Annotated in this window: 22 protein-coding genes; 14 read left to right on the forward strand and 8 right to left on the reverse strand. The window is 67.0% G+C overall.

Features of this window, described 5'->3' with window-relative positions; genetic code table 11:
• Nucleotides 1–25: 25 nt before the first annotated feature.
• Nucleotides 26–1357, forward strand: coding sequence for a salicylate synthase (locus tag NFL01S_RS13285; RefSeq protein ID WP_062974970.1), 1332 nt, complete (start codon nucleotides 26–28; stop codon nucleotides 1355–1357).
• Nucleotides 1358–1524: 167 nt separating this feature from the next.
• On the opposite strand, the gene NFL01S_RS13290 is transcribed toward NFL01S_RS13285, so the two are convergent.
• Nucleotides 1525–3312 carry an ABC transporter ATP-binding protein gene (locus NFL01S_RS13290; RefSeq protein WP_062974972.1) on the reverse strand — a complete coding sequence of 596 codons (1788 nt, stop codon included), beginning with the start codon at nucleotides 3310–3312 and terminating at the stop codon, nucleotides 1525–1527.
• Nucleotides 3309–5159: an ABC transporter ATP-binding protein gene (locus NFL01S_RS13295; RefSeq protein ID WP_084492656.1), complete on the reverse strand. Its 1851-nt coding sequence runs from the start codon at nucleotides 5157–5159 to the stop codon at nucleotides 3309–3311. Before NFL01S_RS13295 ends, NFL01S_RS13290 begins: the two co-directional genes overlap by 4 nt.
• A gap of 697 nt (nucleotides 5160–5856) precedes the next feature.
• On the opposite strand from NFL01S_RS13295, the gene NFL01S_RS13300 reads away from it, so the two are divergent.
• The 8 genes from NFL01S_RS13300 to NFL01S_RS13335 all read left to right on the forward strand — a co-directional run bounded on the left by NFL01S_RS13300 (nucleotide 5857) and on the right by NFL01S_RS13335 (nucleotide 16690).
• The gene (locus tag NFL01S_RS13300; protein ID WP_062974974.1) at nucleotides 5857–6546 is read left to right on the forward strand and encodes a TetR/AcrR family transcriptional regulator; all 690 of its coding nucleotides are present in this window, start codon (nucleotides 5857–5859) and stop codon (nucleotides 6544–6546) included.
• Between the two features lie 1401 nt (nucleotides 6547–7947).
• Nucleotides 7948–9177 carry a PucR family transcriptional regulator gene (locus NFL01S_RS13305; RefSeq protein WP_245670674.1) on the forward strand — a complete coding sequence of 410 codons (1230 nt, stop codon included), beginning with the start codon at nucleotides 7948–7950 and terminating at the stop codon, nucleotides 9175–9177.
• 146 nt (nucleotides 9178–9323) lie between these two features.
• Nucleotides 9324–10796, forward strand: a complete 1473-nt coding sequence (lpdA, locus tag NFL01S_RS13310) for a dihydrolipoyl dehydrogenase (protein WP_062974976.1) — start codon at nucleotides 9324–9326, stop codon at nucleotides 10794–10796.
• The gene (gene pdhA, locus NFL01S_RS13315; RefSeq protein WP_084492658.1) at nucleotides 10793–11932 is read left to right on the forward strand and encodes a pyruvate dehydrogenase (acetyl-transferring) E1 component subunit alpha; all 1140 of its coding nucleotides are present in this window, start codon (nucleotides 10793–10795) and stop codon (nucleotides 11930–11932) included. Before lpdA ends, pdhA begins: the two co-directional genes overlap by 4 nt.
• Before the next feature lie 20 nt (nucleotides 11933–11952).
• Nucleotides 11953–12936 (forward strand): alpha-ketoacid dehydrogenase subunit beta, encoded by a 984-nt coding sequence (locus NFL01S_RS13320; protein ID WP_210745029.1) that lies wholly within the window; start codon nucleotides 11953–11955, stop codon nucleotides 12934–12936.
• 16 nt (nucleotides 12937–12952) lie between these two features.
• Nucleotides 12953–14242: a dihydrolipoamide acetyltransferase family protein gene (locus NFL01S_RS13325; RefSeq protein ID WP_174555683.1), complete on the forward strand. Its 1290-nt coding sequence runs from the start codon at nucleotides 12953–12955 to the stop codon at nucleotides 14240–14242.
• Between the two features lie 476 nt (nucleotides 14243–14718).
• Entirely contained in the window at nucleotides 14719–14976 is a 258-nt protein-coding gene (locus NFL01S_RS13330) for a hypothetical protein (protein ID WP_062974981.1), read from the forward strand.
• 253 nt (nucleotides 14977–15229) lie between these two features.
• Nucleotides 15230–16690 carry an aminotransferase class V-fold PLP-dependent enzyme gene (locus tag NFL01S_RS13335; RefSeq protein ID WP_157116510.1) on the forward strand — a complete coding sequence of 487 codons (1461 nt, stop codon included), beginning with the start codon at nucleotides 15230–15232 and terminating at the stop codon, nucleotides 16688–16690.
• Between the two features lie 96 nt (nucleotides 16691–16786).
• On the opposite strand, the gene NFL01S_RS13340 is transcribed toward NFL01S_RS13335, so the two are convergent.
• The 3 genes from NFL01S_RS13340 to NFL01S_RS13350 all read right to left on the reverse strand — a co-directional run bounded on the left by NFL01S_RS13340 (nucleotide 16787) and on the right by NFL01S_RS13350 (nucleotide 18615).
• Nucleotides 16787–17260 (reverse strand): RDD family protein, encoded by a 474-nt coding sequence (locus tag NFL01S_RS13340; protein WP_062975829.1) that lies wholly within the window; start codon nucleotides 17258–17260, stop codon nucleotides 16787–16789.
• Between the two features lie 71 nt (nucleotides 17261–17331).
• A complete protein-coding gene (locus NFL01S_RS13345) occupies nucleotides 17332–18012 on the reverse strand; it encodes a TerD family protein (RefSeq protein ID WP_062974985.1) in 681 nt (226 codons plus the stop codon).
• A gap of 27 nt (nucleotides 18013–18039) precedes the next feature.
• A complete protein-coding gene (locus tag NFL01S_RS13350; protein WP_062974987.1) occupies nucleotides 18040–18615 on the reverse strand; it encodes a TerD family protein in 576 nt (191 codons plus the stop codon).
• Nucleotides 18616–18785: 170 nt separating this feature from the next.
• Between NFL01S_RS13350 and NFL01S_RS13355 the strand changes: the two genes are divergently transcribed.
• Together NFL01S_RS13355 and NFL01S_RS13360 are read left to right on the forward strand one after the other, a co-directional pair.
• Nucleotides 18786–19460: a response regulator transcription factor gene (locus NFL01S_RS13355; protein ID WP_062974989.1), complete on the forward strand. Its 675-nt coding sequence runs from the start codon at nucleotides 18786–18788 to the stop codon at nucleotides 19458–19460.
• The gene (locus NFL01S_RS13360) at nucleotides 19453–20817 is read left to right on the forward strand and encodes a sensor histidine kinase (RefSeq protein WP_062974991.1); all 1365 of its coding nucleotides are present in this window, start codon (nucleotides 19453–19455) and stop codon (nucleotides 20815–20817) included. Before NFL01S_RS13355 ends, NFL01S_RS13360 begins: the two co-directional genes overlap by 8 nt.
• 464 nt (nucleotides 20818–21281) lie before the next feature.
• Here NFL01S_RS13360 and NFL01S_RS13370 read toward each other — a convergent pair whose 3' ends face one another.
• Nucleotides 21282–22376 (reverse strand): AF_0692 family protein, encoded by a 1095-nt coding sequence (locus NFL01S_RS13370; RefSeq protein ID WP_063915936.1) that lies wholly within the window; start codon nucleotides 22374–22376, stop codon nucleotides 21282–21284.
• A gap of 95 nt (nucleotides 22377–22471) precedes the next feature.
• Between NFL01S_RS13370 and NFL01S_RS13375 the strand changes: the two genes are divergently transcribed.
• Nucleotides 22472–23143, forward strand: coding sequence for a TetR/AcrR family transcriptional regulator (locus tag NFL01S_RS13375; protein WP_062975002.1), 672 nt, complete (start codon nucleotides 22472–22474; stop codon nucleotides 23141–23143).
• A gap of 161 nt (nucleotides 23144–23304) precedes the next feature.
• Here NFL01S_RS13375 and NFL01S_RS13380 read toward each other — a convergent pair whose 3' ends face one another.
• Entirely contained in the window at nucleotides 23305–23589 is a 285-nt protein-coding gene (locus tag NFL01S_RS13380) for a hypothetical protein (protein ID WP_062975004.1), read from the reverse strand.
• A 618-nt stretch (nucleotides 23590–24207) separates the two neighbouring features.
• The gene (locus NFL01S_RS13385) at nucleotides 24208–24630 is read right to left on the reverse strand and encodes an Hsp20/alpha crystallin family protein (protein ID WP_062975831.1); all 423 of its coding nucleotides are present in this window, start codon (nucleotides 24628–24630) and stop codon (nucleotides 24208–24210) included.
• 143 nt (nucleotides 24631–24773) lie between these two features.
• On the opposite strand from NFL01S_RS13385, the gene NFL01S_RS13390 reads away from it, so the two are divergent.
• Nucleotides 24774–25130 (forward strand): MerR family transcriptional regulator, encoded by a 357-nt coding sequence (locus tag NFL01S_RS13390; RefSeq protein ID WP_062975006.1) that lies wholly within the window; start codon nucleotides 24774–24776, stop codon nucleotides 25128–25130.
• Between the two features lie 267 nt (nucleotides 25131–25397).
• A complete protein-coding gene (locus tag NFL01S_RS13395) occupies nucleotides 25398–26003 on the forward strand; it encodes an STAS domain-containing protein (protein WP_062975008.1) in 606 nt (201 codons plus the stop codon).
• Nucleotides 26004–26042 lie beyond the last annotated feature (39 nt).

The raw sequence follows: 26042 nt of genomic DNA on the forward strand, positions 1-26042 counted from the left end.
TCCTGCGAACCCGATTGTGAGCACGATGAACCGGCCCACCACACTCGACGTCGACGACTACGTGCATACCGTGCACCCGCACAACACCGACCCATTGACCTTGGCAGCCACCCTCGCGGCGTCCGGACAGCTCACCGACTATGTCGTCTACGAACAGCCCGGACGCTGGTATGTGGCCGGGAATCCGATCGGCGCGGTGACCGTCGGCCCCAACCGATTGCACACCACGCTCGGCGGCGACCGCACCGAATCCTGGAGCGGCAATCCCTGGCCACAGCTTCACGCCGCACTCGACCGGGCACCGGTGCACCGATGGCGGGCCTATGGTTGGTCGTGCTTCGAACTCTATCGCCCGGATTCCGCGCAACCGGACGACATCCTGGCCCACTTCATGGTGCCCGGAGTCGAGCTCGAGATCACCGGCACCGCAGTGCATGTCCGTTGCTACGGCGCCCCGTTCGACCTGGAAATGCCCGATACCTCCACCCCCGCACCGGCACCCACACCGGTGCCGGTGGATATGGTCGACACCGCCTACCTGTTGCGCGTGCAGGAGGCACTGGACCGGATCCGCCACGGTGAATTCGACAAGGTCATCATGTCCCGCCGAGTAGAACTGCCGTTCGCGGTGGACATGCCCGCCACCTACGCCGCGGTCCGCCGGGCGAACACCCCGGCACGTTCTTTCCTCCTGGACTTCGGCGGCTGGCAAGCCGCCGGAGTGAGCCCGGAAACCGTTCTCGAAGCCGACGGCTCCGGGCTGGTCACTACTCAGCCGCTGGCCGGCACCCGGGCCCGGACCGGTGACGCCGAACGCGACCGTGAGCTGCGGGACGATCTGCTTTCCGATCCGAAAGAGATCTACGAGCACGCCACCTCCGTGCGCCTGGCCTACACCGAACTCGACAGTGTCGGCAGCCCGACCCGGGTCAGCGAGTTCCTCACCGTGAAAGAGCGTGGCAGCGTGCAGCATCTCGCGTCACGCGTCGAGACCCTCTTACCCGCCGGCCGCACCTCATGGGACGCCCTCGCCGCGGTATTTCCCGCCATCACGGCTTCTGGTATCCCCAAAACATCCGCCTGCGCCGCGATCGACGACCTCGAACCCGGTACTCGCGGCCTCTACAGCGGCGCCGTCGTGCGCGCCGACAGCACCGGGGCCCTGGATGCCGCACTGGTCTTACGCGCCGTCTATCAACGCGAGGGCCGAAGCTGGCTGCGTGCCGGAGCGGGTGTCGTCACCGGCTCGACACCGGCCCGCGAATACGAGGAGACCTGCGAAAAACTGGCCTGTATCGCCCCGTATCTCGTACCGGTACGGCCAGGAAACCGCGGACCGGCGCGAGTCATCCGCTGATCCCGGCGCCGGGTAAGGACGGCGGCCTGCGATGACTCGTCCACAATCGTTGTGTCGTCCGGGGGCACTTCACCGGAGCCTGGATATCCCCTGCATGCTGTCGTCCCTGATGCCGGAGACACTCCGGTGGGGCTCATGACCGCCGCCTCGGCCGGACAGTGCCCTCGTCACCGATTATCCGGTGACGAGGAAACCAGCGACTGGGCATGCTGGGCCGAGGCCGTCACCCGCCAGTGCCGTGCTCGCGTCTGTGCCTCCCACATCGCACTGTAACGCCCCTGCTGCGCGAGCAATTCGCCGTGGGTGCCGCGCTCGCAGACCCCGCCGTCTTCCAGCACAAGGATCTGGTCCGCGGCCACCACGGTGGAGAGCCGGTGCGCGATCACGATGACCGTCTTCTCCGCGACCAGCGCATCGATGGCCTCCTGGACATAGACCTCGCTTTCCGTGTCCAGCGCGGCGGTCGGTTCATCCAGCAGGACGATCGGCGCGTTCTTCAGGATCGCGCGGGCGATCGAAATGCGCTGCCGTTCACCGCCGGACAACGCACCACCGATCTCCCCGACCCGGGTGTCGTAACCATGCGGAAGCCGTTCCACGAAGGTGTGCACATTGGCGGCCCTGGCCGCGGCCTCGATATCTTCCTGGGTGGCGCCGGGTGCCGCCATTGCGATATTCGCGCGGATCGTATCGTCGAACAGGTACACATCCTGGAAAACCACCGCGATATTGCGATAGATCTCCACCGGGTCCAGAGTGCGCAGGTCCAGACCGCCGATCCGCACAGTCCCGCTGTCCGGGTCCGCGTACCGGGTCAGCAGCCGGGTCACCGTCGTCTTGCCCGAACCCGACGGACCCACCAGGGCAGTGAGCGATCGGGCGGGAGCGGTGAAAGAGACTCCGCGCAGGACCGGCCCGCCCTCGAGGTATCCGAAGTGCACATCGTCGAAGGCGATGTCGTAGGCGGTGATCCGCGCCTCGGGGTCGCTCACGTTCAGCGCCGGGGCATCCAGCACCGCACCGACCCGCTCGAGCGCCGAATCGGTGATCTCGAAAATCGAGGAGAGATTGGCCATGGTCGACAACGGTTCGGCGAAACGTACAGCCGCGGCCACTACGGCGATCAGCAATGCCGCTGATAGGTCCAGGTCCAGAACCAGCGCCGCTCCGGTAGCGGCCATCGCCACCAGGCACAGCTGGACGACGCTGGAGGCCAGCAGGCCCGGCCAGGTCAGCCGCTTCTGCATACCCGACATGGCTTCGTTCTGTTCGTCGAGGGTTTCGACCAACCGCTGCGATGAGCGGCCGATCTGTCCGGTCGCGCGCAGCACCGGTAGCCCCTGCACATATTCGACCACCCGGCTCGCCGCCGCGGCATCGGCCGCGTCGGCCCGGCGCGCACCCACTCCGGTGATCTGCTGGATACGCCGGACGAACAGCACCGCGAACGGAATCGCTACCGCGAGTACTAGTCCCAGGCGCCAGTCGACGACGAGGATGATCCCCCCGATGACCACCGGAACCGTCACCATCTGGATGAACAACAGCGCCATCCCGGACGAACTCATCGTCGCGTTGGCGACATTGCTGCCCATCACCGTGGTGAGATCTCCCGCGGCCCGGCGCTCGAGATCCGCCTGCGGCATGGTCCGCAGTTTGTCGCCCAGCCGCATCCGGGTGGCCGCGAGTACATCGGCCCACCTGCCGAATTCGAACCGGAGCTGCCCGTAATGGAAAGCCGCCTGCGCCACCCAGCAGGCCACCAGCACGCCGAACCAGGTCCACACCACGGTGGTGTCGATATCCGGTTGGCTCAGCCCGTACAGAATCGGGATCAGCGTGGCATACGCGGCTGCCTGCAGGACAGAACCGAGAAAAGCGCACCACAGGGTGCGGCGGAACTCGTCCCGGTATTCGCCGGCGGCGAGCAGCATGAGCCCCAGAATTCGCCTCATCGGGTCGTGGCCTCCTTCTTCTGGCTGCTGCCGAGACCCCACCCGCGAGCGCGCTGGTGATGTTCCCACAGCCGGGCGTAGCGGCCGCCGGAGGCGACCAGTTCGGTATGGGTGCCGGATTCGGTGACCCGCCCGGATTCGAGCACCACGATCTGGTCCGCGTCGACGATCGTGGACAGCCGGTGTGCCACCACGAGCACGGTCCGGCCGCGGGTGAGCTCCGCGATTGCGTCCTGGATCGCCGCTTCGTTCTCGGGATCGGCGAACGAGGTCGCTTCGTCGAGGATCACGATGGGCGCGTCCGCGAGCAACGCCCGGGCGATGGTGATGCGCTGGCGCTGCCCGCCGGACAATCGCGCCCCGCGCTCACCGACCGGTGTGTCGTAGCCCTGAGGTAGTTCCGAGTCGATGAAATCGTGGGCTCGGGCCGCCCGCGCCGCAGCTTCGACCTCGGCGTCGGTAGCCGAGGGGCGGGCGATCCGGATATTCTCCCGCACGGTGTCGGAGAGCAGGAACGGATCCTGGAACACCATCGCCAGATGCCGGAGCAACTCCTCGGAGCCGATCCGGCGGACGTCCACCCCACCCACGAGTACCTCGCCGGAATCCACGTCCCAGAAGCGTGGGATCAGGCGAGCGACCGTCGATTTGCCGGAGCCGGACGGCCCGACCAGAGCGCAGACCGTGCCGCTCGGAATTGTCAGGTCCACACCGTCCAGCGCGGCGCGATCCGCGCCGCCGTATCCGAAACGCACGTCCCGGAACACGATCGAGCCGTCGGCGGGAGACTGCGGGTTCTCCGGTTCGGGCATCGGTTCGATATCGAGCATCTCGACGATTCGCGCGGCGCCGGCCTTGGAATCATTGATCAGATTGGACAGATTCATCAACGGCACGACCGATTCCACCGGAAGCGTACCGATCAGAATCGCCGCGACCAGCTGCGCCGGCGACATCGATCCGTTCGCGGTCAGCCAGATTCCCACCGCGGTCACGATCAGGATGGTGGGCAAGGGCGCCACTGTCAGGTTGGCGAAGATCATTGCGCTGCGATTGTTGTTCTGCCAGGCGGTGGTCGCGACATTGAACTGCCGGACCCGGTCGACGAAGCGGCGGAACGATACCGTGCCGTCGTCGAAGGTCCGCACCACCGGCATCCCCTGCACGAACTCCACCGTCGCCGCATTGATCGCTTCGTTGGCCTCGTCGTAGCGGCGGCGGGTCTCGACGTAATCCCGCAACGTCAACTGCATCCCGACGAACACCACCGGCAGGAACAACGCGACCGCCAGTAACAGCCGCCAATCCACGAACCCCAGCGCCACCAGCGCCGCGATCGGCTGCGCCACCGTGAAACCGGCCAGCGGCACGGCATCGGCCACCGCCATATGCAAGCCGCGTACATCGTCCTGCACGATCTTCTTCACGGTTCCCGACCCCAGGCACTGCGCCTCGCCCAGTGGAACCCGGCCGAGATGCGCGGCGAGATCGCTGCGCAGCCGCTGCTCGAGATCGAAGGACGCCAGGTGCGAGAGCAGGAAAGACCATGCGCGCATAGCGAATCGAACGAGAAACCCGGCGGCGGCCAGCACCAGGAACGCCACCACCGTGCCGGTTTCGGTGCCGGTCTCGAACAGCTCGCCGAGCGCGAGCGCCAGACCTACGAAACCGGCTACTCCGGCCGCGCCGCCGAACGCACCGAGCGCCATGGCGGCACCGAGCCGCCCGCGGACCGGCTCGGTCACCCGGAACAGGGCATTGCCGGGCGTCACCCCGGGTTCGGCCGCGGCTACCCGGGTTTCGCGCCCCACTTCGTCTATCTGGAGCGATGCCCCGGTATCACCCATCACGGCTCCTGTTCGTCACTTGCACGAAGCTCCCGCCATCCGCCGACGGGACGCATTCGGCATCACGGTCGGTCTGCCTGATGAGCGTCGACAGCAAGAACTCTTCTAGAAATGATTGTCATTATCGAATGATCGGGGCTCCGGCGCAACACCGCGCCGACACGGCCGCCCCCAGCGAATCCCGATCCGGCAGACGCGCGCACGCCGGACACCCACCCCGCCGAAGTGTGAACAACCGGGCGGGACGTCGACCTCGCACACCACACCACCGAAGCGCGTACCGGCAAGTGCGTGTGCAGATTGACGCCCTGTTCCCAGACCGGTTAGAGCACCACCGGATACGGCTCGGCCACCACAGTCGATAGTGGACGACCGAGAACGCCACCGGGCCCGCAAACCCCCGTGGAGGCAACCACGAACGCCGCAGGCCGTCCCCCGGACACCTCCGCAGCCACCGCCCCCCTTCCATAATTAACGAACGCGTATTTCTAGTAGCATAAGCACACCCGGTATGCCGTGTCGACGCAGCCGGACCGATCCAAGACCCGGGCCGTCACGGGAAGCCTCGACGAGGCGACCGCCGCCGCCACCGCGGGCGCCATGAAACCCCGGTTGGCCGGCGGCCGGACCCATCCCTCCTGTGGTTAGCGCACCCTGACCCACACAGTCGGCAGCCCGCTACGCACAATGGGCACTCGTGCCGAACCCCGCGCCCCGCAAACGCGGCCGACCGATTCGTCTCGACCGCGAAGCGATCCTTGCCGCCACCGACCAGATGCTCACCACCGGCGGCGCCGAATCATTCAGCATGCGACGGCTCGCCGGACGCCTCGGCGTCAGCACGGCCGCGATCTATCACCACTTCCCCACCAAAGGCGCACTGTTGTTCGCCGTTCTCAACACCCGCGCCGACAAACTCCAGCGCCCGCAACTCCCCACCGATCCACGAGACCGGCTGGCCGCGATCATCGCCTACCTCATCGACACCCTGTACGAACTCCCCTGGGTAGCCGACGTCCTCAGCACGGGCGAGACCTACGGCCGCGCGGCGATGTGGATCCTCGACGAATTCGTCTCCACTGCACAAACCCTGGGAGCCACCGACACAGAGGCGGCATACATGTACTCGGTGATGTGGCGTTACACGCTCGGCGAACTCAGCGCACGGAGAGCGGACGACGAACGCTCCGCCGCCGCCCGCCGCGGCAAACCACCGGCACATTGGACCGAATCCGCCACCCCTGAGCAGCTCGGCGACTTCCCTTCCATAGTCCGTCTGCTGCCGCAGTGGACAACCGCGATGAAAAGTTACAACTCGTCGAAGGCCATCCGCGACGTCATCGACGGCCTGGTGGCGAACCTCGGCCGGACAGACACGTCCCACTAACCGCCGCGCGGCCGCCACTACTTCCCTCCGGGCAGACCGGCCCCGGCCACACGGGCGGCTGATGCCCAACGCCCGGACAGAACGGGACTGGGGCAGTGCCGGCCGGACTCTGCCTGCCGGACAGCAACGGCCCTCGCGGTCGAGACACCGACTCATCTGCCGGGGTGTCAGGGTGGGACATCGAGACTGTCACTTCGGGGCTGGAGCAGTTGGAGAACCTCGAACCCGACGGCGGCGGCTTCTACGTGTCGGGAGACGCGAAGGTCTATCACGTCGACGGATCCGGGAAGGCACGGACCGTGCTGGAGAATCTTGCCGCGCCGGGCGGTTTGCAGCTCGATGGCCCAATTTCTCTATGTCCTCACCCGCACCGGCGGCAAGCTGTGGCAGCTGGATACCGGAACCGTTGAACTTTCACTCGTGGCCGACTTTCCCGGGAACGGCCTTCTGCGGTTGCCCGATGGAGATTTCCTGACCACATGGGTGGGTACCGAGGGCGGCCCATCGCGAGGCGTGTCGCGCTACGACCGTGAAACCGGGCGGCCACTACGTCACCGCCCACCACACTGGGGAGATCCATCGTGCAGACCCGGACACGGATGCAAGCTGCGCCATCACCACCGCATTGCCTGCCGGTTGCCCGGGACCCAGCTCGGTACGCATCGCGGCCGAGGGGGACCGGCCGGCCCTGTATGTCACGTCCTTCGGCGGCACACTTCGGCGGTTGCGTCCACCGGCTGATGTGGACCTGTCTGCGACTCAGGACTTCTGAGCGTCGCACCCCAGGGTGTCTCCAGATCAATTCTCGGACAGGCCCCGGAGCTGTCGGCGCGAACCCGCAATGCCATGTCCATGAAACGGTGTAGATTTCGCCGCCGCCGAAACAGGCGACCTCGTCCTGGCCGGCCGCCTGACGGGCTCGCCGAGGGATCCGGCGACCGTGACCCCGCCGTGAGCCCAACCGGCTCGGTGCGTGCGCACGATGATGCGGCGGCCGGGTAGAGCGCCAGGCGAGGTCGCCGTCGCGGCCCAGCACGCCGTTGCGGGTCACTGCGGCGATGAGGATCATGACCATGTACTCGTCATGCCGACGAGTACGGGGCAGCTCCTCCGGCGGTGACCGTTCTGGCCGGCCCGCCTTCGGCAAGAGGCCGGCCCCATTCTCGCCCGCATCCAACCACTATGGAAACTCCAGGTCCGGGGTCGTGCTCGGTCATTCCTCGACCATTCCACGCAGTTGAGCGTCCCGCTGTCGACCAGGTCGGCTTCTCGCCCGGCACGAAAGTCCGGGGTGGCGAATGCAGCGAGGGAGAATGCCACTCTCTTTCGGCGGTTACCGTGGTTCGGGGCAGACCGGCGGTGTCTGCCGGCCGGGGCAGGCTTCGACGTACTGTGGCCGGCGTGGCCGATTCCGATCATTCCGGGTCCGCGACGAGCTCCGCGAAGTCGGTGGCGCTCTGTCACGGTGATATTCCCGTGCTGGCCGACGAGCTCATCGCCGCGATCTTCACCGACAATCCGGAGTGGACCGACTACTCGGCGGTCGCCCGGGCGGATCTGCGAGACGGATGTCGACAGTTCCTCACCCGAGTGCTGGATCTCGTCGAGGCGGGGGGCGGCGATGCCGAGTGCGACGATGTCGCCGCGGCGATCGGCGCGCATCGGGCGGTGCAGGGTGTGCCATTGGAGGCGATGCTACGCACCTTCCGGCTGGGTGGGCGGATCATATGGGAAGCGCTGCTGGACCGGGCCGGTGCGCTCCCGGCAGCGGACTTGCGGGAAATGGGCACGACGATGTGGGCGGTCATCGACGGCATGTCCTCGTCGCTGGTCACCTCCTATCGCGGGGCGGAGCTCGACCGGGTCCGCCGCGACGAACGCCGCCGCCACGCGTTGATCGAGGATGTGCTGGCCGGGCGTGGGCGTGATGCACGGTTTGCCCAGCGCGCGTCGCGGGAACTGAACATTCCGGTCACCGGCGACTATCTCGTGGTCGCCGCCCGCGGTGATGTGCACCCCCTGCGCCTGGGCACCGAAACCGCGCTGGCAGCCCACGGATATCGCTCTGTCTGGCACGACCACGGTGATCACACCGTCGGCATCGTCGCCCTGGAACAACTCGCACCGGAGCATCTTTCCACCGTCCTGACGCCCCTCGTCCGCGGCCGCGCCGCGCTCTCCCCCACGATCACCGGAATCGCCGATATCGACACCGGCCACACCCTGGCCACTCTGGCGCTCGACACCCTCGCGGACGACGCCCGCGGTGTGGTGGTCTCGTTGCACGACCGCTACCCCGAAGCTCTGATACTCCGCTCACCCGACCTCGCGCAATTGCTGGTAGGCCGGCTGCTCGGCCCGGTTCTCGACCTCCCGGCCAAGGACGCCGACCTGATGCTCACGACGTTGCGGGTGTGGCTTGCCGAGGGCTGTTCGGCCGCGCACGCAGCCTCCGTGCTGCACTGCCACCGCAATACCGTGCTCAACCGGCTCCAGCGCATCGCGACCTTACTCGGCCGCCCGCTGGACGGACAGCGCTTCCACCTGGAACTTTCGCTCGCGCTGCTCGCGCATACGGTCGTCGATTCCGCCACCGACCGGACCGAAGCACCGGCCTACGGCAGAACCTGAATTGGGCACCGTGCCCAATTGTGCAGCGTGATTGCTGGGCACCGGGTCAATTGTTCGCCGTCTCACCACCCAGCAGACTCCAAGTCCTGACCCACACCACAAACCGGATACCGGGTCACGCATTTTCAGGATGAGGAGCACCACAAGTGCCACAATTCGATCTCTTGGTCGTCGGCGGGGGCCCCGGCGGCTACGTCGCCGCGATCCGCGGCGCCCAGCGCGGTCTGCGCGTCGCACTGGTGGAGAAGGAACGCCCCGGCGGGGTGTGCCTGAACTGGGGCTGTATACCCACCAAGGCGATGCTGCGGTCCGCGGAGGTCTTCCAGACCGCCACCTCCGCGGCGGATTTCGGGATCACGGTCACCGGCGTGCACGCGGACTTCGCCGCGGTGCGCAAGCGCAAGGACTGCATCGTCGACGAACTCACCTCCGGCGTGGCCGGACTGTTACAGGCCAACGGCGTGACCGTCATCGAAGGCCACGCCCGGTTCACCGGCCGGACCACCGTCGAGGTGTTCCAGGCAGGTCCCTCCGCGATATTCGACGGTGGTCCCCGCTATGCGGCCGCGCCGACCGGCAGCGCGATCCGCACAGTGGACGCCACCGATGTGATCATTGCGACCGGCTCGGTACCGGCACTGCTCCCGATACCGGGAGCAGACCTGCCCGGCCTCCTCACTTCCGACGGAGCCTTCGGGCTCACCGAGATACCCGAACGACTGGTGGTCGTCGGTGGTAGCGCGGTCGGCGTCGAGTGGGCCAGCCTGTTCGCCACCTTCGGTACCACAGTGTCCGTCGTCGAGATGCAGGACCGCCTGGTGCCGGCCGAGGACGCCGAGATCGGCGCCGCCCTCGAGCGATCGTTCACCGGCCGTGGAGTCACGGTACTGACCGGCTCCACGGTCACCGGAATCGAGCAGTCCACGGCCGGGCTACGGGTGACCGTCGACGGAACGCAACCGCGGGCACTCGACACCGATATCGTGCTCGTCGGCGTCGGTCGCCGCCCCAACACCGCCGCACTGGGCCTGGACGTCGCGGGAATCGCCACCGACGCGCGTGGGTTCATCCCCGTCGACGACAGAATGCGGACCGGCGTCGAGCATGTGTACGCCATCGGCGACGTCACGGGAAGAGCGCTGCTGGCGCACGTGGCTTCCCACCAAGGTCTGACGGCGGCCGATACCGTCGCGGGCCATGGCGTCGGCATCGACTACGGCGTCATCCCCGCCGCGACCTTCACCCACCCGGAGATCGCGAGTGTCGGCCTCACCGAGGACACTGCTCGCGCCGCGGGCCACGAGGTCATCACTGCGAAATTCCCCTTCGCCGCGCTCGGGCGCGCACGCTCGTTCGGCGATACCGAAGGCTTTCTGAAGATCGTCGCCGGCGGCCACCACCACGAAGTCCTCGGCGTGCACATCATCGGCCCCTCGGCCGCCGATCTGATCACCGAGGGCGCGCTCGCGATATCGCTCGAGGCGACCCTGGACGAACTCGCCCACACGATCCACGCCCATCCAACCCTCGGCGAAATCGGCATGGAAGCGGCCCTGTCCGGCCTCGGTCTGCCCGTGCACATCGCACCGTCCCGCACCCGTCGAGGAGCTTCCGTATGAGCGCCGAAACCCGCACCCGGGCCCCTCGGAATGCGTCCCGCACCGCGGTCGAGAAGCAGAAAGCAGCGACGGAGACTGCACAGAGCCCGATGGCCGGCAGTGGCTCGGTCGACTCGCGCATCGCCGCGGAGAATCCCGAGACGCTGCGTGAGCTGTATCGCGAGATGCTGTTCGTGCGCCGCTTCGAAGAGCGCACCTCGCAGAGCTACCAGCAGGCCCAGATCGGCGGCTACTGCCATCTCAACCTCGGCGAGGAGGCCACTGTCGTCGGCTTGGGCGCAGCCATGCGGCCCACCGACTATTTGTTCACCAACTATCGCGAACACGGATACGCCCTGGTCAAAGGGATCGAGCCCGGCCGGGTCATGGCCGAACTCTACGGCCGCTCGACCGGCACCTCCAAGGGCTGGGGCGGCTCGATGCATCTGTACGACACCGCGACCCGTTTGCTCGGCGGCTACGGTATCGTGGGCGGCCAGCTCCCGCCGGCCGTCGGCGCGGCCTTGGCCATCGACTACCGCGGTGACGAGGACGTGGTCGTATGCCAGATGGGTGAGGGCACCACCAATATCGGCGCATTCCACGAGTCGCTCAACATCGCCGCACTGTGGACTCTGCCGATCGTGTTTCTGGTCGTCAACAACCAGACCGGTATGGGCACCACGGTCGAGCAATCCTCCGCCGAGCCCGACCTGTGGAAACGCGCCGACTCCTACCGCATTCGCGGCGAACGTGTCGACGGCACCGATGTTCTGGCGGTCCGCGATACCGCCCGCGAACTCATCGAAACCGCGCGACGCGAACGCAAGCCGGCGCTTCTGGAAGCCGTCAGCCACCGCCTCAAGGGCCACTCCGTGGTCGACCCCGCCAGATACCGCACCACCGAAGCGGTGTCGCGGGCCCGCGACAACGACCCGGTCGCCCGGTGGCACGCAGCACTGTTGCATGCCGGCGTACTGACCGCAGAATCCGCGGCCGCCATCGAGGATTCCGTAGCCACCGGTGTCCGAGCCGCCGTCGAGTTCGCCGAGGCCGGCCCACACCCCGATCCGTCGACCCTGTTCGACTACAACTACGCCACCCCGGTGCCCGGAGACCCCCGCCGCCTGCCGGCCGACCCGCTCTTCACACACTAAGGACGACACCCGTGGCAGTTATGACCTACCGCGAAGCACTGCGCGAAACCCTGCGCGAGGAGATGCGGCGCGACGACGACATTCTCCTGCTCGGTGAGGAGATCGGAATCTTCGAGGGCTCCTACAAGATCACCGCCGGCCTCCTCGACGAGTTCGGCCCCAAACGCGTGCGCGATACCCCTATCGCCGAAGAAGGATTCGTCGGCGCCGCGATCGGGGCCGCGATGCTCGGTTTACGCCCGATCGTCGAGATCATGACGATCAACTTCTCTCTGCTGGCACTGGACCAGATCGTCAACCACGCCGCCAAGATCTACGGCATGTTCGGCGGCCAGACCAGCGTGCCGATGGTCATCCGCACCCCCGGTGGCGGCGGACAGCAACTCGGCGCCACCCACTCCCAGAACATCGAGCTCTACTACGCATTCGTGCCGGGCCTCAAAGTCGTCGCCCCCAGCACACCCGCAGACGCCCGCGCCCTGCTCACAGCGGCCATCACAGATGACGACCCCGTCCTGTTCCTGGAAAACCTCGCCCTGTACAACACCAAAGGCGAAGTACCGGAATCGGTCGCCCCCGCCCAGATCGGGCGGGCCGCGGTCACCCGCACCGGAACGGATATCACCCTGATCGGTTACTCCCGCATGGCCACCGTCTGCACCGCGGTCGCGGAAAGGCTTGCGGGCGAAGGGATATCGGCCGAAGTCATCGACCTGCGCAGCCTGCGCCCCCTCGACCGGGACACCCTCGTTGCCTCCGTCCGCAAAACCGGCTGCGCGGTGATCGGCGAAGACGACTGGCTCACTTACGGCATCGGCGCGGAAATCGCGGCCTCGATCTCCGACGGCGCCTTCGACTACCTCGACGCCCCGGTACGGCGAGTGGCCATGGCCGAAGTGCCGCTGCCCTACGCCAAACCCCTCGAAACCCTCGCCTTGCCTTCGGTCGACTCCCTCTACACCGCGGCCTCGCAAACCCTGGCCGCCGTCGGCACGCGCCGCTGACCCCCGGAGAACCTTCATGCCCGAAATCGTCATGCCCCGCCTGTCGGACACCATGGAAGACGGAGTCGTCGCCGCCTGGCTCAAACAAGTCGGTGACCCCGTCATCCGCGGTGAGATCGTGGCCGAAATCGAAACCGACAAAGCACTCATGGAACTCGAAGCCTACGAGGACGGCGTCCTGGAACAGATCCTCGCCGAAACCGGCACGCGCGTACCGATCGGTGAACCGATCGCAATCGTCGGCGACGGCAGCGCCGGCGCGGCTGCCACCGCACCGGCCGGCTCGGGACAGCGCGCGGCCGGTGCCGCCGGAGACGACGCGCCCGAGGCGGCACCCGCCCGTGAACGTCCGTCCCCCGCACCGACCGGCGCGGCCGGTGACACCACGCGCATCACGCCCGCCGATACCGGCCGGCGGCAGAAATCCTCCCCGCTCGCACGTAGAGTCGCCCGCGAACTCGGCGTGCATCTCGCCGCGGTCACCGGTACCGGACCCGGCGGGCGCATCACCCGCCGCGATGTTGAATCAGCACACGACACCACCGCATCCGGCACCACCCGGGAGCCCGCCGTCGCCGGAACACCGGCGCCCGTCGCCCCCGACCCGCACACGGGCGACCACGACGAGATCCCGCTGACCAGCATTCAGAAGGTGTCCGCCGCACGGCTGGCGGAAAGCAAACAGCAGGCACCGCATATCTACCTCACCACCGCCATCGACGTCACCGACCTGTTCACCTTCCGCACCCGGCTCAACGACACCCTCACCGCCGCGGGGAACGGGAAAGTCAGCGTCAACGACCTATTGGTCAAAGCCGTCGCACTGACACTACGGGCGAACCCGGCCATCAACGTCTCCTTCGCCGAAGACGCACTGCGGCAGCACCGCAGCATCCACCTGGGTATCGCGGTCGCCACCCCCGCAGGCTTGCTTGTCCCGGTCGTGCACGACGCCGACCGCAAATCCATCTCCGTCATCGCTGCCGAGACCCGCGACAAGGCCGAACGCGCACGCAACCGCAAACTCCGCACCGACGAGATGGCCGGCGGCACCTTCACCATCTCCAACCTCGGCATGTACGGCATCGAACACTTCAGCGCCGTCATCAATCCCCCGGAATCCGCCATCCTCGCCATCGGCGCCGCCACCGACGAACTACGGCTGGCCGGCGATAAGGTGGTGAGCCGGAAAGTGCTGCGGCTTACGATGTCCGCCGATCACCGAGCCATCGACGGCGCCGGCGCCGCACAATTCCTGGCCCAGCTCAAGAGCCTGGTCGAAACCCCCCTGCGGATCCTGACCTGACTCCCCACCATGACCGGCCTGTCCGGTGACATGACCGTGCGGCACCCGTACTCTGCGTCCACATAGCGGTTCGCAACAGGAGCAGCCGGCCATCTCACCATCACAAAGGGGTACGTGGGTAGCGACCCAGAGCAGCGCTCGCCCGCACCGACTGCGAACGGAAGGCATACCACGACCACCTGGTCGCGCTCGCCGCGCTCGCGCGAACAGCACGACCGCACTGCGGAGAGAAGCGCCACCGCCGCAGGAACACCGAGCGGAGTCCACGGAACTACTCGAGGCAGGCAAGGCCGGCCGGCCTCTCCCCAGAGCAGACCCGGGCCACCGGCGCCACCGCTCCCCCGGGCGAACAGCGTGTCTACCGGGCACGTGTGCGGTTGACGTAAAAGGGCCACTGCGGCAAGCTCCTTCGTGAATTGCTGCTGGAATGCCGGGCGATGCCTGCGACCCGCATGATGCGCCGGAGGGGACAGTCGATGAGTGCGGAGAACGGCGACCGGGTGCTGCTGATCAGGGACGTCGTCCGGGACGTCATCACCGATATCGCTCCAGACGAGTTGCCCTTCGTCGACCGGTTGCGGCAACTGGACGACGAGCGGGTCGTTAACGGCATTCAGGACGGTAATGACGAGCTGTTCAACGGATCGATGTCCAAGGGCCTGTCCGCCCGCGCCGCATACGACGCACTCGTCGCCCGTCTGAACGCACTCGACGTACTCGGCGAAGACCGCTGATTACTCGATATCGCTGCGGCCGGACATCAGCCGACCGCTCTCGGTTGCGCGCCGGCGCCTCGTATGTTCGAGCGTGTTCACATTCCCGTACGGCGATCGCGGCGCGTAGAACCCGTGGTCGGCACGCGACCGGCGGTCTTCCCACATTCGGCAACGCGAGCGGTGGCAGCGGGGGCAGTTATACGCGAGTCTGATGCGGCAGTCGCCCGACCTGAACACTGCCCGGCGGCAGTGCCGCAGACAGGAGTCGCACATGAGTACGAGCCGAGAACAAACGGTCGCCGCCCCAGCGGATTTCCTGACTGCTTACCCCGACTACGAGACCACTGGTGCCTTGGATCTGCTGCGCAGCACCGAGTACCGGTACTTGGACGATGGTGGTGTGGTGTATCTCGACTTCGCCGGCGCCGGGCTCGCCGCGACCGCTCAGCACCGGGCCCACGAAGCCCGGCTGGCCGGACAGTGTTTCGGGAACCCGCATTCGGAGAATCCGACGTCGCGGGCGGCGACCGATTCGGTCGAGCAGGCCCGCCGCGCGGTACTGGCGCATCTCAATGCCGACCCCGCGGAGTACTGTGCGATCTTCACCGCCAATGCCTCCGCGGCCTGCCGGCTGGTGGGCGAGGCGTATCCGTTCACCCGTGGGGCGCGATATGTTGTGGCCGCCGATAATCACAACTCCGTGATCGGTATCCGCGAATTCGCCCGGGCACGCGGTGGACGGGTGGTGTACGCGCCCATCGACACGCCCGACCTGCGCACGACCGACGAAGCGGTCGACGCGGCGCTGGGTTCTCGCCGCATTACCACCACCGGGCGCCGTGGATTGTTCGCGTATCCGGCGCAGAGCAATTTCACGGGCGTACAGCACCCCCTGGACTGGGTGGAACTCGCGCAGCGGCGCGGCTACGACGTACTACTGGACGCCGCCGCCTACCTCCCGGCCAACGCCCTCGACCTGAGCGTGGTGAAGCCGGATTTCGTCCCGATCAGCTGGTACAAGCTGTTCGGCTACCCCACCGGCATCGGTTGTCTCGTCGCGCGCCGGTCGGCACTGGCCCGGCTGCGCCGGCCGTGGTTCGCGGGCGGCACCATCGCCGCGGCGAGCCTGCAAGGCAATTGGCACGTTGCGGCCGACGACGAGTCGGCATTCGAGGACGGGACACTGAACTTCCTGTCCATCCCGGACGTCACCTTCGGTCTCGATTGGCTGCGCGAGATCGGCCTCGACACCGTGCGTCGCCGTGTCACCTGCCTCACCGGCCGGCTGCTGGACCGGCTGAGCTCGTTACGCCACGACAACGGGGCGCCGATGATCCGCATCTACGGTCCGGTGGACACCGCGCGCCGCGGGGGCACCGTCACGTTCAACTTCCTCGACCCGGACGGCGTCGTCATCGATGAGCGCCTGATCGCCGCCGAGTCGGCGGCGGCCGGAATCTCCCTGCGTACCGGCTGCTTCTGTAATCCAGGGGCAGGTGAGGCCGCTTTCGGGATCAGCCTGCCGGTGCTGAGCCGCCTGTTCCGGACGCGCATGGCCACCATGGACGAATATATCGCGGCACTGGGTCTGCCCAGCGGTGGGGCGATCCGGGTCTCCTTCGGCCCGGTCTCCGATTTCGCGGACCTACAGTACTTTCTGCGGTTCGCAGAGAACACCTACCGCAACCGCCCCGCCACGCAACAAGGACTGCGGCCACGGGAACGCTGCTGACCGGGTCGTACGCTCGGGCCGGCTGCGTCGCGTCGTCTGCCGGGCCCCGAGGCCGGGACCGGCCCGGCGGTTTTCGTCCGGCCGGGCCGCACTGACCTACTGGTCCTCGACGACCCGGGTCCCGTCTGCGAAGCGATCGTGCCAGCCCTGTTTGGTGGGGCTGGAGCTGACGGTCACCGCAATGCCCAGGGCGGCGAAGAACCACAGCACGCCGCCGATACACGGGACGAGATTGAGCAGCATGTAGGAGTTGCGGAACGCGGATTCCTTCAGGCTGGGCCCGGCTGTCCCGCCTGCCCCTTCGACATGCAGCCCGAGCAGCTTCTTGCCGGGCGTGGCCCCTGTGGTGACCTCGAACCCGACGAAGTACAGGAAGCCGAATCCCGCGCCGGGCAGAATGGAGACCCATTCGGGGATCCCGGTGGATTTGTTCAGTAGCCAGAACAGGATTGCCCCGACAAGGCCGGCGACGATCCAGTCGATGAATCGGGCGCCGGCGCGCTTACCCAGACCAGCGGGGGTGACCCCCACCGGAGTTCCGAGTCGGGGATCGTATCCGTCTGTGCTCATTCCTTCTTCCTTGTAATAGTGACCGCACGTGATCGGCAGGGCCGGTTCCGCCGGCCAGGTGGCCGGTCGCGCTACTTGCGACCGGGGGCCCAGCGCATACCCCACCGGTAGGCACGGTCGAGGTCGGCCTGGCCGCCATCGATGTATTCGACCTCACGCCCCACGGTCAGGCCGCGGCCCGTATTCGTCAGCAGTGCGACCGCGCAGATTCGTGCCCCGTCGACCGCGGAATCCAAGCGGACCTCGATCTGCGGTCCGGCTGTCGGGTACATGGTGACGACACCGTCGACCGCCGCCCAGTTCGCGGCGCCTTCGTAGATCATGGCGAAGACCAGGATCCGGCGGAAGGCGCCGGGATCGGCGAGGTTGATATGCAGATTCTCCCCGCCGGTCACGGCACCGGTGCGGTCGTCACGATCCAGGGCGATGAACGGGGGACTGTTCAGATCGCCGTAACTGTTGCCCAATGCCTGGACGACTCCCTTGGAGCCGTCGGCGAGTTCGTACAGGCAGCCGAGGTCCAGGTCGATACCGCCGCTCGCGCCGAGTAGTTTCGCGAAGAAGCCCGGCTTCCCGGCCGGCCCCGGATCGGTCCAGTTCAGGTTCACCCGCATGACGCCTTGGTGCTCGCCACCTTTGGAGAGGTCGACGCTGCGATCGTTCTTGGTGAGTGTCAGCTTCTTCGGGGCGGCTGCCCGGTGCACATCACCCGCCGTGGACGGCGCCTGAGGCTTGGTGTAGTCGATACCCATCAGCTGTGCTCCCGATCGAGGGCGAGGTCAGACGTTCACGCCGTAGTCGCGGGCGATACCGGCCAGCCCGGAGGCATACCCTTGGCCGATGGCGCGGAACTTCCACTCCGCACCGTGGCGGTAGAGTTCCCCGAACACCATCGCGGTTTCGGTCGAGGCATCTTCGGTCAGGTCGTAGCGGGCCAGTTCCGAACCCGTCGTCCGATCCACGACCCGGATGAACGCATTGCGGACCTGCCCGAACGACTGCTGCCGCGCATTCGCGTCATGGATCGAAACGGGAAAGAAGATGCTGGTGATCGTGGGCGGAGTGGCGGCCAGGTCGACATTGATCACCTCGTCGTCGCCGTCACCCTCACCGGTGAGGTTGTCGCCGGTGTGCTCGATGCTGCCCTCGGGCGAACGCAGGTTGTTGTAGAACACGAAATGCCGATCGGAAAGGACCTTCTGATCCGGCCCGGTCGCCATGGCGCTGGCATCGAGGTCGAACTCGGCACCCGTGGTCGACCGCACATCCCAGCCCAGGCCGACCGCCACCGCGGTCAGATGCGGTGCCTGTTTCGACAGCGATACATTGCCACCCTTTGCCAGGGTTACGCCCATCCTGTTGCACTCCTTCTCATGGTGAACGGCCGCGGCCATGGTGCCCGGCGAATGCTTAAGCCAGCATTAACGGCAGTTCGGTGCGGCGGCGCAGCACCGGACCGCTGCGGCCGGGGTGCGCGAACAGCACGGTTGAGGCAGTCTCATGCCGTCGATTCATACTGGGTGCCGTGCGCATACTGGTGGTCGACGACGAGAGCCGCTTCGCCGACGGGCTGAGGCGGGGGCTCGAGGCGGAGGGTTTCGCCGTCGACCTTGCCTACACCGCGACCGACGGCCTGTGGCGGGCGCGTGAGGTGCGCTACGACGCGCTCATTCTGGACGTGATGATGCCGGGCATGAGCGGATACGCGGTGTGCCGGATCCTGCGGGACGAGGGAAACTGGACACCGATCCTCATGCTCACCGCGAAGGACGGGGAATGGGATCAGGTCGAAGGCCTCGATACCGGCGCCGACGACTATGTCATCAAGCCCGCCGACTTCCCGGTGCTGGTCGCCCGGCTACGCGCATTGATCCGCCGCGGCCGCCCGGAACGCCCGACCTCTCTGCGGGTGGGCAGCCTGAGTCTCGACCCGGCCACCCGCGAGGTCCGGCGCGGTGACACTCCGGTGCGGTTGACCGCCCGGGAATTCGCCATACTGGCGTTCTTCGCCCGCGAACCCGGCGTCATCCGCTCCAAGAGCGATATTCTGGCCGGAGTCTGGCACGGCGAATTCGACGGCGACTCCAATATCGTCGAGGTCTATATCGCGCACCTGCGAGCCAAGATAGACAAACCGTTCGGTCTCGACACTATCCGCACGATCCGCGGCGCGGGCTATCGGCTGATGGCCGATGACTAGCCTGCGCCTGCCGTCGCTGCGGGTACGGATCACAGTGACGACCACGGTCATCGTACTGGCGGTTCTGGCCTGCGGTGCGGTGAGTTTTCTGGCGTTGTTCCGCCATACCCTGATCACAGGACAGTCGAAGTCCGCAGATATCCAGGCAGCGCAGATCGCCGCGGACGCGCAGCACCGGCTCGAAAACGCCGCAGACCCGGTATTGCTTCCGGTGTCGGAAGTCGACGATGTGATCATTCAGCTCCAGCAGGACGGTCGCGTGATCGCCACCTCCGAAGGGGATTCCGCCGGGCCGGCCCTGCCCGTACCGGGCGCCGAACGCTTCTTCGTCGGCGAGGACAGCTACGTCGTGCAATCGGCGCCGGTCCCAGTGGCCTCGGGAGCGGTGCAATCCGTTGTCGTCGCACGCTCACTGGAGGACGCCGACAGCGCGGTGCGATCGGCGGCTCTCCTCCTGGCCGCCGCGGTGCCCACCGTCAGCGCGTTCGTCGCCGCACTGATGTGGGCGGTTGTCGGCCGCTCGCTGCGGCCGGTCGAGCGCATACGGCTCGATGCCGAATCCATCGGCGCGGATCTTTCCCGGCGCGTGGATCCCCCCGCCGGGAAAGACGAGGTCGCACGGCTGGCCGCAACCATGAACCGGATGCTCGACCGGCTCGAGTCCTCGCACCGGGCCCAGCAACGGTTCGTCTCCGACGCCTCCCACGAACTGCGCTCGCCCGTGGCCGCCATCCGTCAGCACGCGCAGGTCGCGTTGCACCATCCCGGGGCGACCGATCTGGCATCGCTGGCCGGGGTCGTCGAGAGCGAGGCCGCCCGACTACACGATCTGGTGGACGATCTGTTGCTGCTGGCACGTCTCGGGGAAGGCCCCGGCTACGACCGCAGCGAAGTCGATCTCGACGATATAGTCCTCGCCGAAGCGACCCGGTTGCGCCAACTCGGTGTCACCGTCGATATCGCGGCCGTGGGACCGGCCCGGGTGCTCGCCGACGAAGGACTACTGGCCAGAGCGGTTCGCAATGCCACCGATAATGCGCGCCGCCACGCCCGCAGCCGCATCGACTTCACCCTGCGCTGCGCGAACGGACAGGTTGTCCTCTGGGTCGACGACGACGGCGACGGTGTCCCGGAGTCGGACCGTGACCGGCTGTTCCGCCGTTTCGAACGCAGCGACGACAACCGCAGCCGCGCCCACGGCGGCGCCGGTCTGGGGCTTGCCATCATCGCCGAGGCCGCCCGTCACACCGGCGGCAGCGCGCGACTGTCCAGCTCACCCCGCGGCGGAGCCCGCCTCGAGATCAACCTGCCCGAACACACCGGCGACTGCGGCTACTGCCGAACCCCCGCATCGTAGGCGACTGCGGAAGCGAAGGATGATCATCGGAGGACGACACCTGCAGACACGGCCGGAAATCCTTTCGCCGACGCCGAGAACCGGGCTCCGCTCCGGATACAAGCGGGCGGATGACCAGAGTGTTCGGGAGTTCCACCCTGAAGTCTCCGGTTCCGAAATGTATCGGGCAGCGGCACACCACTTTTCGGGATGCAACCCCGGCCGGACTCCGCGCTCCGGTTGACCGGCAACGCAACGAATCGCTGGGTGTCTCCCTCCGGATTCGTCGACGGTCGGCCGGGCAGATCATGGATACCCCCGGGTGAAGAAGTACCACCCGCCGTCGCCGCGGAACTGCTGAGCGCGATACCGCCCCCGAGCACGGTTCCATCCCACCGGCCGATCGACATCGAGTCCGCCCTTCGGTTTTCAGAGTGGCAGGCCGCCGGTAGCGCGGTGGCAGCTGCTACTGTGCCGACCTCGATTCATTCGTGGCCGGATATCGTTGCCGGTGTTGTCACGTCATGTCTTGCCGGCCCACGAACCCGCCCGGACAGCCGGGTCAAGAGCGCTGCGGTCACGATTATCACGAGCGTTCCCGTGGTCACAGCGGCGATCGTGGTCAGTGTGCCGGAAGGATCGATCAGCACCATGAGGACCATGGCGGCGGTGTGGCCGATCAGGGCGCCACCGACCAGCCAGATCTGATGCCGGTCAGTCCAGTCCGAAGATCTGGACCATCGGTGGATCAGAATCGAGACTGCCACCGCCACCGTGGCAGCGGCCGTCATCGAGAGATAGACCAACGCGCCGTCACCGAGCGCTGGACCTTCCGGCGGATTACCCCGCGGAAACAGCAGGCACAAGAAGACCAACGTTGCCACCCCGGCGACCGGGCCCACCACAATCACGGCGGGCGTCCGGTGAGTGCCGGATGCCCGCGTGAGTGGGCCGGATCGAGGAAGGCGCCCCGGGAGGACCCGCAGTGCGACGAACGACAGGATGACCATGACGATCACAAGTCCGATCGAAAACCCTATCGGCGCTCGATAGCCGGGATCTTCGGTGGCAGAGAACGTCACTCGCGCCAGAGCGAGGCCGGCGAGCGCGGTGAGCGAGATACCCACGAGACCACGCCGGCGCAGATAGGAGCGCCGTTTCAGTTCAGGGAAGAGCAGATCGGTGATCACGATGGGAATCATCACGCTGAACACGATGTGGTAGCCGGCCTGGGTTTCCCAATAAGTCGCGTTGAAACCGAGTAGCCGCAGGCCCCATTCGTCGGCGTTGTACATCGTTGTACTGGTCAGCGCCTGTAGACCGAAGCCGTCCTCGGCGAGTTCGTACACCAGCCCCATCACGATCACACTCGGCCAACCGCCACCGGCACGGACCACCAGCTCGCGCACGAGCAGGACCCCCGCCCCGTACATCGGGATGAGTACCGGAAAAACCAGCCACATGATCGGCATACCCACTGCCGAGAACGTCAATTCGCCGCAGACCGGCGCCAACAGGAGCAGCGTCCACGCCGCCTTACCACGACGCCGCGGCGCCGGAGCAACTACTGATCGTTCCACGTACTCAACTCCCCGGAGAGTTTTACTCAGCTGAGTAAAACTCTAGGCTGCGTTCAGCCACAAGGCAAGATGGTGCCGAGAGGGAGAGGACGCCAATGACCGGGACAACACACGACCAATCGTCGGCGACGCGGTCGAGACGGGCGCAGATCATCGAGGCGACAATCGAATCGATTGCCGAATTCGGTTACGCGCGAACGACATTCGCCAAGATAGCCACCCGCGGCGGATTGAGCAGCACCCGGCTCATCTCTTACCATTTCGCGAGCAAGCGCGATTTGATGGACGCGGTCATCGACGATATCTACCGGTCGATCGATCAGTTCCTGTTCGACCGTATGGCCATCGATCCGGCCACTCGGCCGATCTCGCAGCGGCCGGATCGGCCCGAGAACCCGGAATCTGCGGCAGCGGAGTTGCGTGCATACATCACCGGCGTGGTCGCCTACATCGACAAACACCGGTCGCGGATGCGAGCACTCCAATCGATCTTCGCCGCCGAACACGACGAGATGCCCAACCCGGCAGTGACCCAGGCCGATCCACACGGTGTGGTGATGAGCAACCTGCAGAACATCCTGCGACGCGGCCGGCGCGACGGCGAGTTCCGCGATTTCGACCCGGTGGTGATCGCGACGATGATCCAGCGCCCCCTGGAAGCACTCCCACTCTTGCTGGCCGGTCGGACGCGGATCGACCTCGACAAATACGCCGCAGAACTCGCCACCGCCGTCGATCTCGCCACCCGGAATCCGGAACACCGGTGAAGGCCGGGATCGGAACGGATAGCAGTACAGTTCCCGTCCCGGGGCTTATGGTCGGTCTGCCGTTCTTCTTCGGTTCGAGTGCTCACCGCCGGGGTTCACGGCCTCCCTCCGTCTGTCGCCGGCCGGTGCCGGGCTGACGCCGGACGCGGATCTCGCCGGATTCAGGCGGCGCGGCGAGGCCGGGGAACGTTCACGCCGTCCATGACCTCCGTCCACCACTGGTGTAGCGGACTGGGGTCGGGCCAGTGCACATCGGCGGCGAAGTCGTCGACTGCCGTACCGCCCCCGGGGGCGGTGGTGCGGCGCCGGACGGCTGCGGGCCCCGGGCCGGGGGGTGCGACCGGCGTCGGCGTCGTGGGCTGTGACCCCTGCTTGTTCGACACGGTCGGCGCGGACGGAATGGAGGCCGACGCGATCGAGATCAGGCGGGAAGCGGGCATGGTCATGGCGTCGTTCCTCTCTCGAACCATGATCGGGGGAACTACTTTTCAGGCAAGCCCGGGTGGGCCCGGAGGCCGAATGCCGACCGGGCCCACCCGTCGCCGGATGGAGTGGGGAGAATTGAAGAACTCAGGACCGGCCGGGCGGAACGACTCGGCCCGACGTGCCACGTGCGGTGGCGGTGCCGGCGCGCCGCGGCGGGCGCGTCGTCGGCGTCGGTGCAATCCCCGCGGGCCCGGTGCATTCCCTTGCCCCGTGGCCGGTCCTGCTGCGTACGAGGGACGGATATCACCTCCCTTAATGCCTACTTGTCGGGATGCGCGGGACCTGCGGTACTCGGGCGGGCCGCGGGCGCGTGCCCGGACCCGCGCCGGCCGCCGACCCCGCAGCCGGGGAGCGGGAGGCCTGAAGTCGACGGCCCGCCGCCGTGGGGCGACGGTCGTACGCAGCCCCGGTATCCACCGGACCCGGGCCGCGCACAGCGCCTCGTCGACTTCCGCGAACAGCTCCTCGACGTCGGGATCGAGTTCGATCAGCCGCGCCTCCACGCCCGATAGCCTGTTGTTCCTGATGCCGTTCGGTGCGTACATGGTCGGCCTCCGTGCCGGCGCCGACCCGGAAGGTCAGGCGGTGAGTGCCTGACGCTCGTGGTCGTGGCGCGCGATCTCGATCTTGCGGGGCTTGGCCTGCTCCGAGACCGGGATCACCAGGCGCAGCACGCCGTCGCGGTAATCGGCGCGGATCGCGTCGGTATCGAGGTTCTCCCCCAGGAACAGCTGCCGGCTGAACACACCGCGCGGGCGCTCGGCCGCCAGCATCGAACGATCGGCATCCAGTTCCGGGCGCGATGCCCGCACGGTCACCACATTGCGTTCGACGTCCAGGTCCAGGGAGTCCGGGTCGATGCCGGGCAGATCCAGCTCGACGAAGAAGTCGTCGCCCTCACGCCAGGCATCCATCGGCATTGCCGCCGGCCGCGCCGGTGTGCCGAAAACCTGCTGGGTCAGACGATCCAGATCACGGAAGGGATCGGTGCGCATCAACATGGTCGCCACCTCCAGTTCACTCCTTCACTGTCGAAGAGAAACCAGATAATCTATGTCAACTGACACATATCATTTATTAGCACTCGATGCAGTCGAGTGCAAGTGGTACGGCAAAATAAATGACGAGAGGATGGTGAGGACCAGTGAAAAACGCGGGTGACCAGGGCCGCCACCGGCCCGGAGACGGGCAGGGCGTGTACGCGATATCGGTGGCCGCGGAACTGGCCGGCGTCGGGGTCCAGACGCTGCGCCTCTACGAGCGACACGGGTTGGTCACCCCGGAGCGAAGCTCCGGCGGCACCCGCCGCTACAGCCACGACGATCTGGCACGGCTACACCGCATCGCCGAACTGAACGGCCAAGGCATCCCGCTCACCGCGGTCGGACGCATCCTCGAACTCGAAGACGCCAACGCCACACTCCGCGACGCCAACGCGGCGCTGACCACCGAACGTGACCGGCTCCGCGACCGCAGGCCGCCACCACCCGGGCGTACATAATCGCCCGCGGCCGATCACTCGCCGAACGGCACCGGCACCGGGGGACCGTGGTCACCAGCCGACCCCAGGTGGCAGGCCGGGCCGATATCGCCACGTGATCACGCCCGGTACCCCGATAACAGCCGAATCGCCCGGCAGGAACGTTTCGATCAAACCGTTGGCGGCTCCGGCGCGATCACCTAATCTCCCCGATGCAGGCCGACGGAATCCTTCTCTTCGGTCTGAGCATCACGCCAGTCATTGCATATCGACCCCATGCGAGTGCCTATGAACCCGACTGTTGACGATTCACCGATTCCGTCCACCTCCGCGTCCACACCGGCGAACTCCCGACTTCCCGGTGACCAGCTGAGCTTCCGCACCCGCCACCGCGGCGAAGCCGTCATCTTGTCGGCGCGTGGCAGAGCCGACGCAGCCACGGTGCCGCTGTGGCGCACCGAAGTCCGCGAAGCCGTCGAAGAGGCAGTGCGCACCGGCTCCGCCGTGATCATCGACGCCGGCGGGCTCGAATTCCTGTCCCGGCACACCGTGGCCGCCCTGGCCCGAGACGCGCGCCGCTACCGGCAAAACGGCACCGAAATCGTCCTGGTCACCACAGATCTGGGCATCGCCCACCTCGCTGCCGGCGACGCCCGGACCGTAGACCTGCCAGTCCGCTCGACTGTGGTCAGCGCACTGACCGCAATCCGCCTGCGCAAAAGAGCTACATACGCCACCAGCCGGCCGAGCCCGCATCGCACACCACAGATCACCCCGGAGCAGCACGGGGCCCCGCACAGCGGACGTACACATTATCTGCCCGGCGAAATAATTCCCGGTCGCGGCGATCTCCGCCCCACGGTGGTCGCCACGCCGCTACCGCGTCTCCGATAGCCCCGCCGCAACCAGCCGCCAACGCCATGGCCATCGAAC

The sequence above is a fragment of the Nocardia flavorosea NBRC 108225 genome (assembly GCF_001613385.1).
GTDB lineage: Bacteria > Actinomycetota > Actinomycetes > Mycobacteriales > Mycobacteriaceae > Nocardia > Nocardia flavorosea.